General features: G+C 69.4%; 12 protein-coding genes. All 12 read left to right on the top strand.

Going from position 1 to position 15,245, the window contains the following annotated elements; translation table 11 throughout:
• Positions 1-66 precede the first annotated feature (66 nt).
• On the top strand, positions 67-498 hold the full coding sequence (gene mraZ / locus AC5RUP_RS10860) for a division/cell wall cluster transcriptional repressor MraZ (RefSeq protein WP_494067917.1): 432 nt from the start codon (positions 67-69) through the stop codon (positions 496-498).
• A gap of 202 nt (positions 499-700) precedes the next feature.
• Positions 701-1,690, top strand: coding sequence for a 16S rRNA (cytosine(1402)-N(4))-methyltransferase RsmH (gene rsmH / locus AC5RUP_RS10855; RefSeq protein ID WP_494154259.1), 990 nt, complete (start codon positions 701-703; stop codon positions 1,688-1,690).
• Positions 1,687-2,352: a cell division protein FtsL gene (gene ftsL / locus AC5RUP_RS10850; RefSeq protein ID WP_494154258.1), complete on the top strand. Its 666-nt coding sequence runs from the start codon at positions 1,687-1,689 to the stop codon at positions 2,350-2,352. Before rsmH ends, ftsL begins: the two co-directional genes overlap by 4 nt.
• Positions 2,353-2,379: 27 nt before the next feature.
• Entirely contained in the window at positions 2,380-4,158 is a 1,779-nt protein-coding gene (locus tag AC5RUP_RS10845; RefSeq protein ID WP_494154257.1) for a peptidoglycan D,D-transpeptidase FtsI family protein, read from the top strand.
• Positions 4,155-5,813 carry a UDP-N-acetylmuramoyl-L-alanyl-D-glutamate--2,6-diaminopimelate ligase gene (locus AC5RUP_RS10840; protein WP_494131322.1) on the top strand — a complete coding sequence of 553 codons (1,659 nt, stop codon included), beginning with the start codon at positions 4,155-4,157 and terminating at the stop codon, positions 5,811-5,813. The genes AC5RUP_RS10845 and AC5RUP_RS10840 overlap by 4 nt, the downstream gene beginning before the upstream one ends.
• 6 nt (positions 5,814-5,819) lie before the next feature.
• Positions 5,820-7,343 (top strand): UDP-N-acetylmuramoyl-tripeptide--D-alanyl-D-alanine ligase, encoded by a 1,524-nt coding sequence (locus AC5RUP_RS10835; protein ID WP_494158541.1) that lies wholly within the window; start codon positions 5,820-5,822, stop codon positions 7,341-7,343.
• Positions 7,340-8,452 (top strand): phospho-N-acetylmuramoyl-pentapeptide-transferase, encoded by a 1,113-nt coding sequence (mraY, locus tag AC5RUP_RS10830; protein WP_493999464.1) that lies wholly within the window; start codon positions 7,340-7,342, stop codon positions 8,450-8,452. The genes AC5RUP_RS10835 and mraY overlap by 4 nt, the downstream gene beginning before the upstream one ends.
• Entirely contained in the window at positions 8,449-9,981 is a 1,533-nt protein-coding gene (gene murD / locus AC5RUP_RS10825) for a UDP-N-acetylmuramoyl-L-alanine--D-glutamate ligase (protein WP_494158540.1), read from the top strand. Before mraY ends, murD begins: the two co-directional genes overlap by 4 nt.
• Positions 9,981-11,297 (top strand): putative lipid II flippase FtsW, encoded by a 1,317-nt coding sequence (ftsW, locus tag AC5RUP_RS10820; RefSeq protein ID WP_494158539.1) that lies wholly within the window; start codon positions 9,981-9,983, stop codon positions 11,295-11,297. Before murD ends, ftsW begins: the two co-directional genes overlap by 1 nt.
• Positions 11,298-11,346: 49 nt before the next feature.
• Positions 11,347-12,465: an undecaprenyldiphospho-muramoylpentapeptide beta-N-acetylglucosaminyltransferase gene (murG, locus tag AC5RUP_RS10815; RefSeq protein ID WP_494158538.1), complete on the top strand. Its 1,119-nt coding sequence runs from the start codon at positions 11,347-11,349 to the stop codon at positions 12,463-12,465.
• A complete protein-coding gene (gene murC, locus AC5RUP_RS10810; protein WP_494155020.1) occupies positions 12,452-13,876 on the top strand; it encodes a UDP-N-acetylmuramate--L-alanine ligase in 1,425 nt (474 codons plus the stop codon). The genes murG and murC overlap by 14 nt, the downstream gene beginning before the upstream one ends.
• On the top strand, positions 13,873-15,141 hold the full coding sequence (locus tag AC5RUP_RS10805; protein WP_494158537.1) for a cell division protein FtsQ/DivIB: 1,269 nt from the start codon (positions 13,873-13,875) through the stop codon (positions 15,139-15,141). Before murC ends, AC5RUP_RS10805 begins: the two co-directional genes overlap by 4 nt.
• The last annotated feature ends 104 nt before the right edge of the window (positions 15,142-15,245 follow it).

Below are 15,245 nucleotides of genomic sequence, written 5' to 3'. Positions count from 1 at the left end.
GAGGACATAAGAGGGTAGTGGTGACGCAGGGGGCGACGGTCTCCTCCAATCGGCAGGGCGGTGGCGATGTTCCTCGGGACACATTCGCCGCGGCTCGACGAGAAGGGGCGCCTGATACTTCCCGCAAAGTTCCGCGAGGAGCTTGCCGATGGACTCGTCCTGACGAGAGGCCAGGAGCGTTGCATCTACGTCTTCAGCCAGAAGGAATTCGAACGGGTTCACGAGGAGATGCGGAAGGCTCCGATATCTTCCCGCCAGGCCCGTGACTACATTCGCGTCTTTCTGTCAGGAGCCTCTGACGAAGTTCCGGACAAGCAGGGCCGGGTCACCATCCCGCCGGCACTGCGGACCTATGCAGGGCTGGACCGGGAGCTGGCGGTCATCGGTGCGGGCACCCGCGCTGAGATCTGGGATGCCCGGGCCTGGGACGACTACCTCCAGGAGCAGGAAACCGCCTTCTCCGAAACAGACGAAGACGTATTGCCCGGAGTCTTTTGACCCCGGGACGACAAACAGCACACGCGGCACGGACGTTCTTGGATGAGATCTCCAGCCGCCCGGCAGGTCCAACCTGGCTCACCTTCCCCGGAGCCAGGCGGGACAGGCCAGGCGCGGATGGGGATCTGGTTCAAGGACTTTCGGACTTAAAGACTCCAGCGACCAACCGGTCCCGGACACCAGCAGGAAAGAAGGCTTTAGGATGAACAGCGAGCGGCCGGCAGGGGAGCGCCACATTCCGGTGCTCCGCGACCGCTGCATCAACCTGCTCGCCCCGGCCGTCGAACGTGCGGTGGCCGAACGAGGCCGCGCGGTCGTCGTCGATGCGACGCTCGGCATGGGCGGGCATTCGGAGGCCTTGCTGCAGCGTTTTCCGCGACTGCATCTGATCGGAATCGACCGGGACGAACAGGCGCTGGCGCTGGCCGGAGAGCGGCTGCGCCCCTTCGCGGAGCGCACCGACCTGGTTCACGCGGTGTACGACGAGATCGCCGACGCGGTTGACGACCTCGGGGTGGGCCAGATCGACGGGGCGCTGTTCGACCTGGGCGTCTCCTCGCTCCAGCTGGACGAGCGGGACCGCGGTTTCGCCTATTCCTATGACGCACCCCTGGACATGCGGATGGACACCAGCCGGGGGATGACTGCCGCGGACATCGTCAACACGTATGCCGAGGCGGACCTGGTGCGCATCATCCGGCGCTGGGGCGAAGAGAAGTTCGCCGGACGCATCGCCTCCAGCATCGTGGCAGCCCGCGACGAAGCCCCGTTGACCACCACCGGCCAACTCGTGGAGGCGATCCGCAAGGTCGTGCCGGCTGCCGCGGCACGGACCGGCGGCCATCCGGCGAAACGCACCTTCCAGGCACTGCGGATCGAGGTCAACGAGGAGCTGGACGTGCTCGAGCGGGCCTTGCCGGCCGCCATCGACGTGCTCGCACTCGGCGGCCGGATCGTCGTGATGTCGTACCACTCGCTGGAGGACAAGATCACCAAGGCCGTTTTCGGACAGCTCTCGAAATCATCCGCACCCCGCGGGTTCCCGGTCGAGCTGGAAGAACACAAGCCGCAGCTGAAGACCCTGACCAAGGGCACCGAAGTGCCGACGGCGGCAGAGATTGAAGAAAACCCGCGGGCGGCTTCGGCCAAACTGCGGGCGGTAGAACGGATCCGGAACAGGAGCGCAAAATGAGTGCCAGTGCCCACGCGGCCCGTCCCGACCAGCATCAGTACGTGCACGGCAGCGCCGTGCCGGCCCGGGGTCCCGCGGCGGCGCCCCGGCAGGCGCCCCGCCGTACCCCGCTCTCCGTCGTACCCAACAGCCCGACGCGCAAGCGCGTACCGTTCGCCCTGTTTTGCTTTACCGTCCTGGTGCTCGCACTCGGCAGCGTCCTGATGCTGAACATCTCGGTCTCCAGCGGGCAGTACAAACTGGTGGAGCTGCGCAACGAGCAGGTGTCCTTGGCCCAGGCGAACGAAAAACTGACACAGCAACTCGAAAACAACCAGGCTCCCCAGAATCTGGCCGCGAAGGCGGCAGAATTGGGAATGGTAACGTCTCCGTCGGTCGGCTCCATCAACCTGGAGAGCCAGAAGGTCACCGGGAAGCCGAAGGCGGCGGAACCAGGCGCAGCCCCGGAGCTGCTGGTGGCCCAGCCGGAAAATCCGGTCCACCAGCCGGCCGCGAAGGATGGAGCCGGGAAGAAGGACGGCGCCCCCGCGGCGGCGAAGGAAAAGGCGAAACCTGCTGCCGCTGCCGAAGCCGCTGCAGAAGGGGACGCGGCACCGAAACAAGCCGAAAAGCAGCTGAACGGCGGGAGCATCCCGGCGCCGAAGCAACAGACAGGCCAGTAACCGCCCGGCAACGCAAACGAGGTACCAGTGGCAGCACCAACAGCCGACCGGCAGCACCCCGACCGTACGGCGAGGGCCACCCGGCGGCTCCGGGCCGGGCTGGCGATGGTGCTGATCCTGCTGGTTGTCCTCGGGGCCCGCTTGTTCCAGCTGCAGGGACTGGACACGGCAGGCATGGCCCAGGCAGCAGTGGACAAGCGCCTGCGCACCGTCGACCTGCCCGCGCTGCGCGGCGAGATCCTGGATGCGAACAACAACGTGCTCGCCCGCAGCGTGCAGCGGTTCGACGTGGTGGTGGACCAGCGGCTGGTCGAGGACTACACCCGGTTCGATCCGATCAGCCAAAAGTCCGAGGACGTCAAGATTGCCGACGCCATTGCCGAGCTGGCGGGCATCCTCGGCCAGGACGTGGAGACCGTCACCAAAGCGGTCACCGGCGACAAGCCCTTTAATTACGTGGCCAAATCGGTCACCCCGGAAGTCCAGCAGAAGATCGAGGACCTGGCCTTCCCCGGGCTGTCCGCCCGCGCGACCACGATCCGCAATTACCCGGCAGGGGCGGTGGCCGGCTCCGTGGTCGGGTTTATGCGGTCGGACGGCGTGCCGCTCGAAGGCATCGAGGCCTCGCAGAACGACGTCCTCTCCGGGACGCCGGGCTCGAAGACCTACGAAATCGGCGCCGACGGCATCCGCATCCCGGTCGGCACCTATGAAGAAGTCCCGGCCGTGGACGGCCAAAGCGTGCGCCTGACCCTTAATACCGACATCCAGTGGTACGCCCAGGAAGTCATCGCCGAGACCGTGCAGGATTACGGCGCCGACTACGGGACCGTCGTCGTCCTCAATGCCAAGACCGGCGACCTGATCGCGCTGGCGGACTCCACGACGGTGGATCCCAACGACCCGGGCGCCACTCCGGACAGCGAACGGCAGTCGATGGCGGTGACCCGTGCCTTCGAGCCTGGATCGACGACCAAGATGATCACCATGGCGGCCGCGATCGAAGAGGGCATCACCACCCCGGCCACGCGGTACACCATCCCGCCCAAGTACACGGTCAACGGCCAGACCTTCCAGGACGCGACACCGCACGGCACCCTGACGCGCACCACGGCCGGAATCTTCGCGCAGTCGCTCAATACCGGCACCACCATGATCGGGCAGCAGCTGACGCGGCAGCAGCGCTACGACTACCTGCGGAGGTTCGGCATCGGCCAGCGCTTCGACATCGGCATCAACGGCGCCACCGCCGGCCTCCTGGCCGAGCCCGGGACGTGGGACGGGCGGCAGGAATTCACCGTCCTGTTCGGCCAGGGCCTCGCCCAGACGGCCCTCCATACCGCCGTTGCCTTCGGCACCATCGCCAACAACGGGGTGCTGATGCAGCCGCGGCTCATCGACGCCTACATCGACCCGAACGGCACCGAGCACGAGGTGCCGGTCGAGAAGGGCAGCCGGGCAGTTTCCAAGAAGACCGCCAACCTGGTGCAGGACATGCTGGAAACCAACTCGAAGTACCACAGCGGCAAGCCCGGTAACATTAAGGAGTATCGGATCGGGGTCAAGACCGGTACAGCCGAAGCACCGGCCGCCGACGGGGGATTCAGCGGCTACACCATTTCGATGGCCGGCATCGCCCCGATGGAGGATCCGCAGTTCGTCGTCGTGGCGACCATCCAGCGGCCGCAGGGCGGGGTGCTGACGCTGTCGGCCGGACCGACGTTCAAGAAGGTCATGACGCAGGTCCTCAACGCCTACGACGTGCCGCCGTCCACCAGCAAACGGGTCGACCTGCCGCTGGAATGAGCCAACCTGGAGAATATGTGAGTTCCACTGCCGAGCAGCCCCACCGGTCCGCCTCGCCCTTGCGGCCACAAACGGTCAGGCCGGTCCGGCTGGCGGCGCTGAGCAGCCTGCTGCAGCACCGTGGGCTTCCCGTGCCGGAGGGCGGCCCGGGGTCGGAGGACCTGGCGTTTACCGGGATCACCATCGATTCGCGTTCCGTCGAGCCGGGGGACTTGTATGTCGGCCTGCCCGGAGCCCGCCGGCACGGCGCCGACTTCGCGGCCCAGGCCGAAGCGGCCGGAGCGGCGGCCATCCTGACCGACGACGACGGCGCCCGGCGGGCAGCCGGCCTGGCACCGGGCCTGCCCGTGCTGCGGTCACGGGACCTGCGCGCACTCGTGGGGCCGCTGGCGGCCGCCGTCTACGGCAGCCAGCCCGCGGGCGGCCGGGCGCCGGCGCTCTTTGGCGTCACCGGAACCAACGGCAAGACCACCACCACCTACTTCATCAAGTCCCTGCTGGAGGCGCTGGGCCTCAGCACCGGACTGATCGGAACGATCGAGATCACGGCCGGTTCCGAACCGATTCCCAGCGCCCTGACCACGCCGGAATCGCCCGAGGTGCACGGGTTGCTGGCCCTGATGCGCGAACGCGGGCTGGACGCGGCGGCCATGGAGGTCTCCTCGCATGCCATTTCCTTCCGGCGGGTCGATGCCGTCCGGTTCGACGTGGCCGGCTTCACCAATCTCACCCAGGACCACCTGGACCTGCACGGGAGCATGGACGAGTACTTCGAGACCAAGGCCCGCCTGTTCAGCCCGGAGCGGTCCGGCCGGGCGGTCGTGTGCGTCGACGACGACTGGGGCCGCCGGCTCGCCGGCCAGGCCCGGGCGGCCGGAGTCCCGGTGGCCACCCTGGCCACGCAGGGCGGCAGCGCCGACTGGTCCGTTCGCAACCCGGTCCGTGACGGCCTGGGGCACCGGTTTGAACTGCACGGGCCCGACGGCGTGGTGCTGCGGCTGCACACCGGGCTGCCCGGCTCGTTCAACATCTCCAACGCCGCGCTGGCCGTGGTGATGGTGGCGGCCTCCGGCACCTCTCCGGCGCGGCTCCAGCAGGCGCTCGACACGGCGGATCCGCTGACCGTCGAGGTTCCCGGCCGGATGCAGGTGCTCAGCGGCAACCCGGCCGCGATCGTCGACTTCGCGCACAATCCCGACGCGCTCGAGCGGACCCTGGCCTCGGTGCGCCGCCCCGAACCCGGGGCACGCGTGATCGTGGTGTTCGGAGCCACCGGAGAACGCGATCAGACCAAGCGCCCGCTGATGGGGGCCATCGCCGCCCGGCTCGCCGACGTCGTCATCGTCAGCGACGACGACCCGCACGGCGAGGACGCCGCCGGCATCCGCGCGGATGTGCTGGCCGGCGCACGCGCCGCGGCCGAACGGGAGCAACTGCCGGCCGACATTATCGAAGTCTTCCCCCGGGCGGAGGCCATCGAGCGGGCCGTGGCCCTGGCCGCGCCCCGGGACACGGTCCTCGTCGCCGGCCGCGGCCATGAGGTCTGGCAGGAGGTCAACGGCCAGAACCTGGCCCTCGACGACCGGGAGGAACTGCGCGAGGCCCTGCACCGGCACGGATTCGAAGTGCTCTCCCCGAACGCGGTAGAGTCCTAGATCGTCATGATTGAACTAACTGCAGCCGAAATAGCGGCGATTACCGGCGGACGGATCGTTGGGGAACCCGTCGGTGCCACGGGGGACACCGCCGGCATCACCGTGAGTTCCGCCACCACAGACTCCCGCGAAATTGAACCCGGCGGCCTGTTCGTGGCCAAGCCGGGCGAGACCGCAGACGGGCACTTCTACGTCCCCGCGGCCTTCGAAGCCGGTGCCGTGCTGGCTCTGACCGAACGCGAGGTCTCCGACTCGGCCGGCCGCCTCCTGCCGCAGATCGTGGTGGCGGACGCCGTGCTGGCCATGGGCGCCGTCGCCGCGGCCATCGTGGCACGGCTGCGCGCCTCCGCGGGGCTCGAGGTCGTGGGCATCACCGGCAGCGCCGGCAAGACCACCACCAAGGACCTGCTCGCGGGCATCCTGCGCCGGACAGCGCCCACCGTGGCCCCGATCGGCTCCTACAACGGCGAGGTCGGCGTGCCGCTGACGGTGTTCGCCGCGGACTTCGACACCCGCTATCTGGTCGTGGAAATGGGCGCCACCGGCATTGGCCACATCCGGTACCTGACGGACATGGTCAACCCCGGCGTCGGCGTGGTGCTGGGAGTCGGGACCGCCCACGCCGGGGAATTCGGCGGCGTGGACAACATCGCGATCGCCAAGGGCGAGCTGGCCGAGGCCGTGCCGGACGGCGGTACCGTCGTGCTCAATGCCGACGATCCCCGCGTCCTGGCCATGGCCGCCCGCACCCGGGCCCGCATCCTGTACTTCAGCTCGAACGATGACTTCACCCTGCCCGACGGGAGCACCGCGCCGTTGCTGCGGGCCCGCGGCGCCCGCGTCAACGACGACGGGCACCCCGAATTCACGCTCCGCTTCCCGGACGGCTCCGAGCAGCCGGTAACCTCCGGGCTGATCGGCATCCACCACGTGACCAACCTGCTGGCCGCCGCCGGCGCCGCCTGGGCGCTGGGCGTGCCGGCCGAAACCATCGCCGCCGGCCTGAACGGGGCCGGCCCCGCCAGCCGCTGGCGGATGGAACGCACCGAGCGCGCCGACGGCGTCACGGTGATCAACGACGCCTACAACGCCAACCCCGAATCCATGCGGGCAGCGCTGCGCACGCTGGCCGAACTCGGCCGCGGCCGCCGCACCTGGGCGGTGCTGGGCGAAATGCTGGAACTGGGCGAAGACTCCGTGCAGGCCCACGACGCGATCGGGCGGATAGTGGTCCGGCTGAACATCTCCCACCTGATCGTGGTGGGAGCGGGAGCCAAGGCCATGCACAACGCCGCCGTGTTGGAAGGCTCCTGGGGCGACGAATCGCTCTGGGTCGCCACGCCCGAGGAGGCCCGCGGGGTGCTCGAGGAGAAACTGGAACCGGGCGACCTGGTGCTGTTCAAGTCCTCCAACTCGTCCGGGCTGCGGTTCCTGGGCGACCGGATAGCATTAGGAAATCCGTCGACGGACGGCCCCGCGGCGGCTGCAGCGCGCAGACCCGAAACCCAACAGGAAGGCCAGGCGCAGTGATAGCCCTGCTGATCGGCTCTGCCCTGGCGCTGGTCCTGTCCCTGCTCGGCACGCCCTTGTTCATCAAGCTGTTGGTGCGGAGAGGCTACGGCCAGTTCATCCGCGACGACGGCCCGACGGCGCACCACACCAAGCGCGGAACGCCCACCATGGGCGGCGTGGTCATCGTGGCCGCGGTGATGCTCTCCTACTTTGCCACGCACCTGATGATGTGGATGATGAACGGGGAAGCGCATTCCGGGCCCACCGTCTCCGCCGGCGTCCTCATGCTGCTGATGGCCGGCATGGGGCTGGTCGGTTTCCTGGACGACTTCATCAAGATCTCCAAGCAGCGCAGCCTCGGGCTGCGGGCCTGGGCCAAGATCGTGCTGCAGGGCATCGTCGGCATTCTCTTCGCCGTCCTGGCGCTGAACTTCCCGGACAACGCGGGCCGCACGCCCGCGTCGATGAACATCTCCTTCGCCCGTGACATCCCGTGGCTGGACCTCGCCTTCGGCGGCACCGTGCTTGGCACTATCCTGTTCATCATCTGGTCGAACGTCATTGTCACCGCAGCCACCAACGGCGTGAACCTGACCGACGGGCTGGACGGGCTCGCGGCGGGCGCCTCGGTGATGGTCTGCGGCGCCTACATGCTGATGGGCATCTGGCAGTTCAACCAGAGCTGCGGCTCGGTCAAGGTCCCCGGGGAGGTCTGCTACGAGGTACGCGACCCGCTGGACCTGGCGCTGCTGGCAGGAACCATGGCCGGCGCGCTGATCGGGTTCCTGTGGTGGAACACCGCCCCCGCCAAGATCTTCATGGGCGATACCGGGTCGCTGGCAATCGGCGGCGCCATCGCCGGGTTCGCCATCCTGTCCCGCAGCCAGCTGCTGCTGGTGGTCATGGCGGGCCTGTTCGTGATCATCTCGCTGTCCGTGATCATCCAAGTGGTCTACTTCAAGCTCAGCGGCGGCAAACGCGTCTTCAAGATGGCCCCGCTGCAGCACCACTTCGAGCTCAAGGGGTGGGCCGAAGTCACCGTCGTCGTCCGCTTCTGGATCATCGCCGGGCTGTGCGTGGCGGCCGCGCTGGGCATCTTCTACGCCGAATGGGTGCTGGGCTCATGAGCCGGCTCGACGCACTCACCTCCTGGGACGCGGACTGGTCCGGGCTGCGCGTGGTGGTCGCCGGCATCGGGCTGTCGGGATTCTCCGCGGCCGACACGCTGATCGAACTGGGCGCCTCCGTCGTCGTCGTCGACGGCAGCGACACGGCGGAAAACCGGGCCAAGGCCGACACGTTGAAGATTGTCGGGGCCCGGCAGGTCCTGCTGGGCGAAGACCACACCGGCGCACTGCCCGACGTCGGCGGGGAGCCGGCCGAACTGGTGGTCACCTCGCCGGGCTGGCAGCCGCGGACACCGCTGCTGGCCGCCGCGGCGGACGCGGGGATCCCCATCTGGGGCGACGTTGAATTGGCGTGGCGGGTCCGCGAACGCGCCGGCCGGCGCACCGCGGAATGGCTGGCCATCACCGGTACGAACGGCAAGACCACGACGGTGGGGATGGCCGAATCCATGCTGCAGGCGGCCGGGCTGCGCGCCATCGCCGCCGGCAACGTCGGCACGCCCATCCTGGACGCGGTGCGTGATCCCATCGGCTACGACGTCATCGCCGTCGAGCTGTCGAGCTTCCAGCTGCACTGGACCCACACCATGTCCCCGCTGGCCTCCGTGGTGCTCAACGTGGCCGAAGACCACGTGGACTGGCACGGGACCTATGAGGCGTACCTGGCCGACAAGGCCAGGATTTACGAGCGGACCAGGATCGCGTGCGTCTACAACGCCGAGCAGCGCGAGACCGAGGAAATGGTCGAGGAGGCCGACGTCGTCGAGGGCTGCCGGGCGATCGGCTTCACGACCGGAATGCCGGCGGTCAGCATGGTCGGCGTCGTGGAGAACCTGCTCGTGGATCGGGCCTACATCGAAGAACGCCGGGACTCCGCCACCGAGCTGGCCGGCCTCGGCGACCTCGGTGACCCGGCGCCCCGGCACCAGGTGGCCAACGCCCTGGCCGCCGCCGCCTTGGTCCGGGCGTACGGCGTGGAACCGGCCGCGGTCCGCGAAGGACTGCGGCGGTTCGATCCGGGGGCACACCGGATCCAGAAGGTGCTGGAGCACGCCGGTGTGCTGTGGGTCAATGACTCCAAGGCGACGAACCCGCATGCGGCGTCGGCCTCGCTGGCGTCCTTCTCCTCGGTCGTATGGATCGCCGGCGGACTCTCCAAGGGCGTCAGCTACGACGAGCTGATCGCCGACCACGCGCGCCGGCTGAAAGCTGTGGTGCTGATCGGCAGGGACAACACCGCCCTCCTGGCCTCGCTGCAGCGACACGCACCGGATGTCCCGGTCGTCCACGCGCACCCGGGAGACACTGGAGGCAGCGCCCCGGAGGCGGCGGACACCGACGGCGAAACCGTGATGGCGGCGGCCGTGGAAGCGGCAGCGGGCATCGCCGCCGGCGGGGACACCGTGCTGATGGCGCCGGCAGCCGCCTCGATGGACCGGTTCACGTCCTACGCCCACCGGGGCAATGCGTTCATGGAAGCGGTCCGCCGGTACGGAGAGGGACAGGCACCGTCGACTAAGGAGCAGTAATGGCCACCACCCGCAGCGGAAGCCGGACACCGGCCCCCGCCGCTGCCCGCGGTCACGCCGCTCCCGCGACGAAGGCCGCCCCCGCCGGCCGGATGCGCGAGCTGCGGCAGCGAGGCACCGACCTGCTGGACCGCATCCAGGGCACCGGCACGCGGTCCAGCGGGGCCAGCTACTACCTGATCCTGGGCTCGGCGCTGGCCCTGACGGCCATCGGCCTGCTGATGGTGCTGTCGTCGTCCGCGGTGGAATCGATCGCCGACGAAACCTCGCCGTTCAGCCTGTTCATCCGGCAGGCCGTGTTCGCCGGACTGGGGGTCACGGCGATGCTGGTCCTCTCGCGGTGGAAGGTGTCCACCTACCGGAAGCTCGCCTGGCCCGGCCTCGCGGTGTCGGTGCTCCTGCTGCTGCTGGTCTTTACCCCGCTGGGCGAAACGGTCGGCGGCAACCGCAACTGGATCTACCTCCCCGGCAATGTGTCCCTGCAGCCGTCGGAAGTGGCCAAGCTGGGGATGTCCCTGTGGATGGCAACGGTGCTGGCGGCCAAAGAGCGGCTGCTGGGCCAGTGGAAGCACCTGCTGATCCCGGTGGTCGTGCCCGGTGCCCTCCTCGTGGTCGGCCCGGTGCTGCTCGGCAACGACCTGGGCACCGCGATGATCCTGATGCTCATTATTGCCGGCGGACTGTTTTTCGCCGGCGCCCCGTTGAAGCTGTTCGGCCTGGCCGGTCTGGGGGCCGGCGCGCTGGTGCTGCTGCTCGTGGTGGTCAGCCCCAACCGCATGGGCCGCGTCCTCATGTGGACGGACCAGAGCTGTGAGGCGACGACCGGGCTGAACATGCAGTCATGCAACGGGCTCTTCGCCCTCGCCTCCGGCGGCTGGTGGGGCGTGGGACTGGGACAGAGCCGGCAGAAATACAACTGGATTCCCGAAGCCCACAACGACTACATTTTCGCCATCATCGGCGAAGAGCTGGGCCTGCTCGGCACCACCGTCATCCTGGCGCTGTTCGGCGTCCTGGCCATCGCCCTGGTGCGCACCGTGATGCGCCAGGATTCCCTCTTCGTGCGGATCCTCGCGGGTTCCATCATGGTGTGGATCATCGGCCAGGCGTTCGTGAACATCGCGGTGGTCACCGGCCTGCTTCCGGTGATCGGAGTGCCCCTGCCGTTCATCTCCTACGGAGGCTCCGCGCTGACGGTCACCCTGGCCGCCGTCGGTGTACTCTTGTCCTTTGCCCGGACCGATGTGCCCGGCCGGAAGAAGTCCGGGGGACTCCTGGGCCGGTGGCGGCAGCAAGCGCCGGCCGGGAACCGCTGACCCCCACCCAGACCACCAGCAGCCGAGCAGAAGGTACTTCCGCAACACCATGAACACTTCCGATCCCTCTGTGGTCCTGGCCGGCGGCGGCACGGCGGGGCACGTCAGCCCGCTGCTGGCCATCGCCGGCGCCGTCCTCCGGGCCGCCCCCGCGGCCCGCATCCTCGCTGTCGGCACCGCCGTCGGCATGGAGACCCGGCTGGTCCCCGCGGCGGGCCACCGGCTCGCCACGATCGGGCGGGTTCCGCTGCCGCGCCGCCCCTCCCTCGACCTGCTGAAGCTGCCGTTCAAGTTCGCCGGGGCCGTGCGCCAGGCCGCGGGCATCATCGACGGCGCGAAGGCCGACGTCGTGGTGGGCGTCGGCGGGTATGTGTGCACGCCGGTCTACATCGCCGCCAGGCTGCGCCGGGTGCCGATCGTGATCCATGAAGCCAACGCCCGGCCGGGGCTGGCGAACCGGGTCGGGGCACGGCTGACCGGCCGGGTCGCGGTCGCGTTCAAAGACACGAAACTGCCCGGCGCCCGCTGGGTCGGCATGCCGATGCGGCCCGAAATCGCCACCCTGGACCGGGAAGCCTCCCGCGAAGCCGCGCGCCGGCGGCTGGGACTGGCGCCGGACCGGCCGACCCTCATTGTCACCGGCGGCTCCTCGGGCGCGCTGAGCATCAACCGCACCATCGGCGCCTCCCTGCAGGAGCTCGCCGCGGCAGGGATCCAGGTGCTGCACATCACCGGGCGGAACAAGGCGCTGCGGGACGCCGACGGGCAGCTGCTCGCCGCTCCCGGCTACCACCAGGTGGAATTTGTGGACGGCATGCAGGATGTCTACGCGGCGGCCGACCTGCTGCTGGCCCGCGCCGGCGCGGCCACGGTGTGCGAGATAGCCGCCGTGGGCCTGCCGTCCGTGCTGGTGCCGCTGCCGCACGGCAACGGCGAACAGGCACTGAACGCGGCCTCCCTCGTGGCCGCGGGCGGGGCCGTGCTGGTCAGCGACGGCGGGTTCACACCCCGCTGGGTCACGGACGAACTAATCCCCCTGCTGCAAAACCCGGAGCGGCTGCAGCAGATGTCCGCCGCGGCACACGCCCTGGGAATCCGCGACGCGGACACCCGAATGGCACAATTGGTGCTCGAGGCAGCAGGGAGGAACACAGATGAAAGCCACTGATTTCCACACCACCGCCCGGCTGCCGTTCGGCGACCTCGGCGCCGTGCACTTCATTGGATTGGGCGGCGCCGGAATGTCCGCCATCGCCCGGATCCTGCTGGCCCGCGGCTTGCCGGTCTCCGGTTCGGACGCGCGCGACTCGGCGGTCCTGCGCCAGCTGGAGGCCCTCGGTGCCAACGTCTTCGTGGGCCACGAGGCCGCCCATGTCGCCGGCGCGGACACGGTGGTAGTCTCCACCGCCATCCGGCCGGAGAACCCCGAACTGCAGGCCGCCGCCGCCGCCGGCCTGAACATCGTGCACCGTTCGGTGGCCCTTGCCGCCGCGATGGAGGGGAAGCGGCTGATCGCCGTCGGCGGCACCCACGGCAAGACCACCACCACGGCCATGGCGACCGTGATGCTGCAGGCGGCCGGCTGCGAACCCTCGTTCGCCATCGGCGGCGATGTGGCGGCGCTCGGCGTCAACGCCGCCCACGGGCGGGGCGAACTGTTCGTCGCCGAAGCAGACGAATCCGACGGGTCGTTCCTCAACTACAATCCGCAGGTCATCGTGGTGACCAACGTGGAGGCCGACCACCTGGACCACTACGGGTCGGCCGAAGCCGTGTACTCCTCCTTCGACCGGTTCACCGCACTGCTTCCGGCCGACGGCACCCTGGTGGCCTGCCTCGACGACGACGGCGCCCGCGCCCTGGCGGAACGGACGGCGGCGTCCGGCGCAGCAGGCCGCGTGCTGGGCTATGGCTACGCGGCCGAAGCCCAGGTGCGCGTCGAAGACACAGTCTTCGCCGGCTCGGGGAGCACCAGCAGGATCGCATACCCCGGCGGCAGCTGCACGCTGCGGCTGCAGGTGCCGGGCGAGCACAACATCCGCAATGCCGCCGCCGCCCTCGCCGTGGCCATCACCCAGGGCATCGATCCGGCCACCGCAGCCGAGGGACTGGCCGGGTTCACCGGAGCAGCCAGGCGGTTCGAGGCCAAGGGCACGGCGGCAGGGGTGCGCGTGTTCGACGATTATGCACACCACCCCACCGAGGTCCACGCGGCCCTCACGGCCGCCCGCAAGGTGGCCGGCGGGCATGCGGTGCATGTCCTGTTCCAGCCGCATCTGTTTTCCCGCACCCGGGAATTTGCCGCGGAGTTCGCCCGGGCCCTGCAACTGGCCGATTCGGCGGCCGTCCTCGATATCTACGCCTCCCGCGAAGATCCGATCCCGGGCGTCACCAGCGAACTGATCACCAGCCGGCTCGCTCCCGGCAGCTATGCACCGGATCCGGGGCGGGCGGTGCGGGACATTGTTGCCCGTTCCCGGCCCGGGGACATCGTGCTGACCGTCGGCGCCGGTGACGTGACCCAATACGGGCCGGTGCTGGTCGAAGCCCTGGGGCAGGCCGCAGCGGCGGCGCGATGAGTCCGCGCAAGCCCCGCACGCCCGCCGCACGTCCCGCCGCCGCCCGGCAGCCGGACGCCCCGCGGCCGCCGGAGGCCATCGGGCAGCAGCCAAACCCCGGAGCTGCGACGGAGGCGCCCCGGGACACGGGCGTGCGGATCAACACCGGCAGGGTGTCGGCCATGCCCGCCGCGGAGTCCACTGCGGCTGCCGGGCCCGCCGCGGCAGCCAGACCGGCCCCGGCAGCCAAGCCCGCCCCGCGCGCCCCCAAGCGCGGATCGGGCAAGCCTTCCGGTCGGGGCGGTCTTGCCGCCGCCGGGAGGACGGCCGGGACAGCGGCTCCTTCCCGCACCCTCAAAGCCGGGGGAGCGGCACGGCCCGCGCGTACACCCAAGCCCGGCTCCGGCACTCCGTCCGTCCCCGCAGCATCCGGCGCGCCCGGCAAGGGGGCAGGCAAGACCGCGCGCGCGTCCGGCGCCAAGCGGGCCGGGGCGGCAGCGCTGCTGTCGCGGTGGCGGGGCCACGGGGCGGGACCGGACCGCGCGGACGGGGCGGACACCTCCGATACCACCGTTGTCAGTTTCCCCGAACCGGCCGCGCGTAAGACGCGGCGCCGGCTGTTGATCGCCGCCGGGATTGTGGCCGTGCTCTTCGCCGTCTTGATGTCGGTGATCTTCCTGTCGCCGGCGCTGGCCGTGAAGACGATCACCGTCGAGGGCGCCGAATTGACTGAAAAAGCAACGCTCACCGAGGCGCTGCAACCGCTCATGGGAACGCCGCTGGCCCGCATCGGAGAACGCGACGTCCATGCCCGGGTGGACCACCTGCCGGCAGTGGAGTCGGTGGAAGTGATCGCCAGGCCGCCGTCGGAACTGCACGTTCGGATCATCGAGCACACCCCCGTGGCCGTGCTGAAGGACGGCAAGAAATTCGTGCTGATCGACGAGTCGGGGACGGAACTTGCGTCGGTCGCCAAGCGCAGCGAGGCAAAACTGCCCTTGATCGACGGCGCGAAGGCCGCCGAAAACCCGGATGTCTTCGCGTCCATCACCGGGGTGCTCGCCGCGCTGCCGCCCGACGTCCTGAAACAACTCAAGCACGCCTCCGCGCAGTCGGTGGACTCGGTGGAACTCCAGTTGGCCAGCGGCCAGAAAGTGCTGTGGGGGAACGCGCAGGAGCAGGAACTCAAGGCCACCGTCCTGCAGGCGCTGCTGCGGGCAAAAGACGTGAAAGACAAGGCGAGCGTCATCGATGTGAGCACGCCCACACGCCCGGTGACGCGTTGAGCAGGAGACGGGAAATGCGCAACATGGTGGGAACGCGCGACACGCGGAGCAAGGTCGTTGTGTGGGCCGGGGCTTGCGTCTAGCGTCTCGAATAGGAACTACTT

The sequence above is a fragment of the Arthrobacter sp. Y3223151 genome, assembly GCF_059091125.1.
Note: the sequence above shows the minus strand (reverse complement) of the source record. Positions and strands in the feature narration are given on the sequence as shown.

Excerpts from the sequence above, each read along its gene's own strand:
- AC5RUP_RS10835 (WP_494158541.1), top strand. The coding sequence starts at position 5,820 with ATGATTGAACTAACTGCAGCCGAAATAGCGGCGATTACCGGCGGACGG.
- AC5RUP_RS10805 (WP_494158537.1), top strand. The coding sequence starts at position 13,873 with ATGAGTCCGCGCAAGCCCCGCACGCCCGCCGCACGTCCCGCCGCCGCC.
- ftsL (WP_494154258.1), top strand. The coding sequence starts at position 1,687 with ATGAGTGCCAGTGCCCACGCGGCCCGTCCCGACCAGCATCAGTACGTG.
- mraZ (WP_494067917.1), top strand. The coding sequence starts at position 67 with ATGTTCCTCGGGACACATTCGCCGCGGCTCGACGAGAAGGGGCGCCTG.
- murG (WP_494158538.1), top strand. The coding sequence starts at position 11,347 with ATGAACACTTCCGATCCCTCTGTGGTCCTGGCCGGCGGCGGCACGGCG.
- murD (WP_494158540.1), top strand. The coding sequence starts at position 8,449 with ATGAGCCGGCTCGACGCACTCACCTCCTGGGACGCGGACTGGTCCGGG.
- AC5RUP_RS10840 (WP_494131322.1), top strand. The coding sequence starts at position 4,155 with ATGAGCCAACCTGGAGAATATGTGAGTTCCACTGCCGAGCAGCCCCAC.
- rsmH (WP_494154259.1), top strand. The coding sequence starts at position 701 with ATGAACAGCGAGCGGCCGGCAGGGGAGCGCCACATTCCGGTGCTCCGC.
- ftsW (WP_494158539.1), top strand. The coding sequence starts at position 9,981 with ATGGCCACCACCCGCAGCGGAAGCCGGACACCGGCCCCCGCCGCTGCC.
- murC (WP_494155020.1), top strand. The coding sequence starts at position 12,452 with ATGAAAGCCACTGATTTCCACACCACCGCCCGGCTGCCGTTCGGCGAC.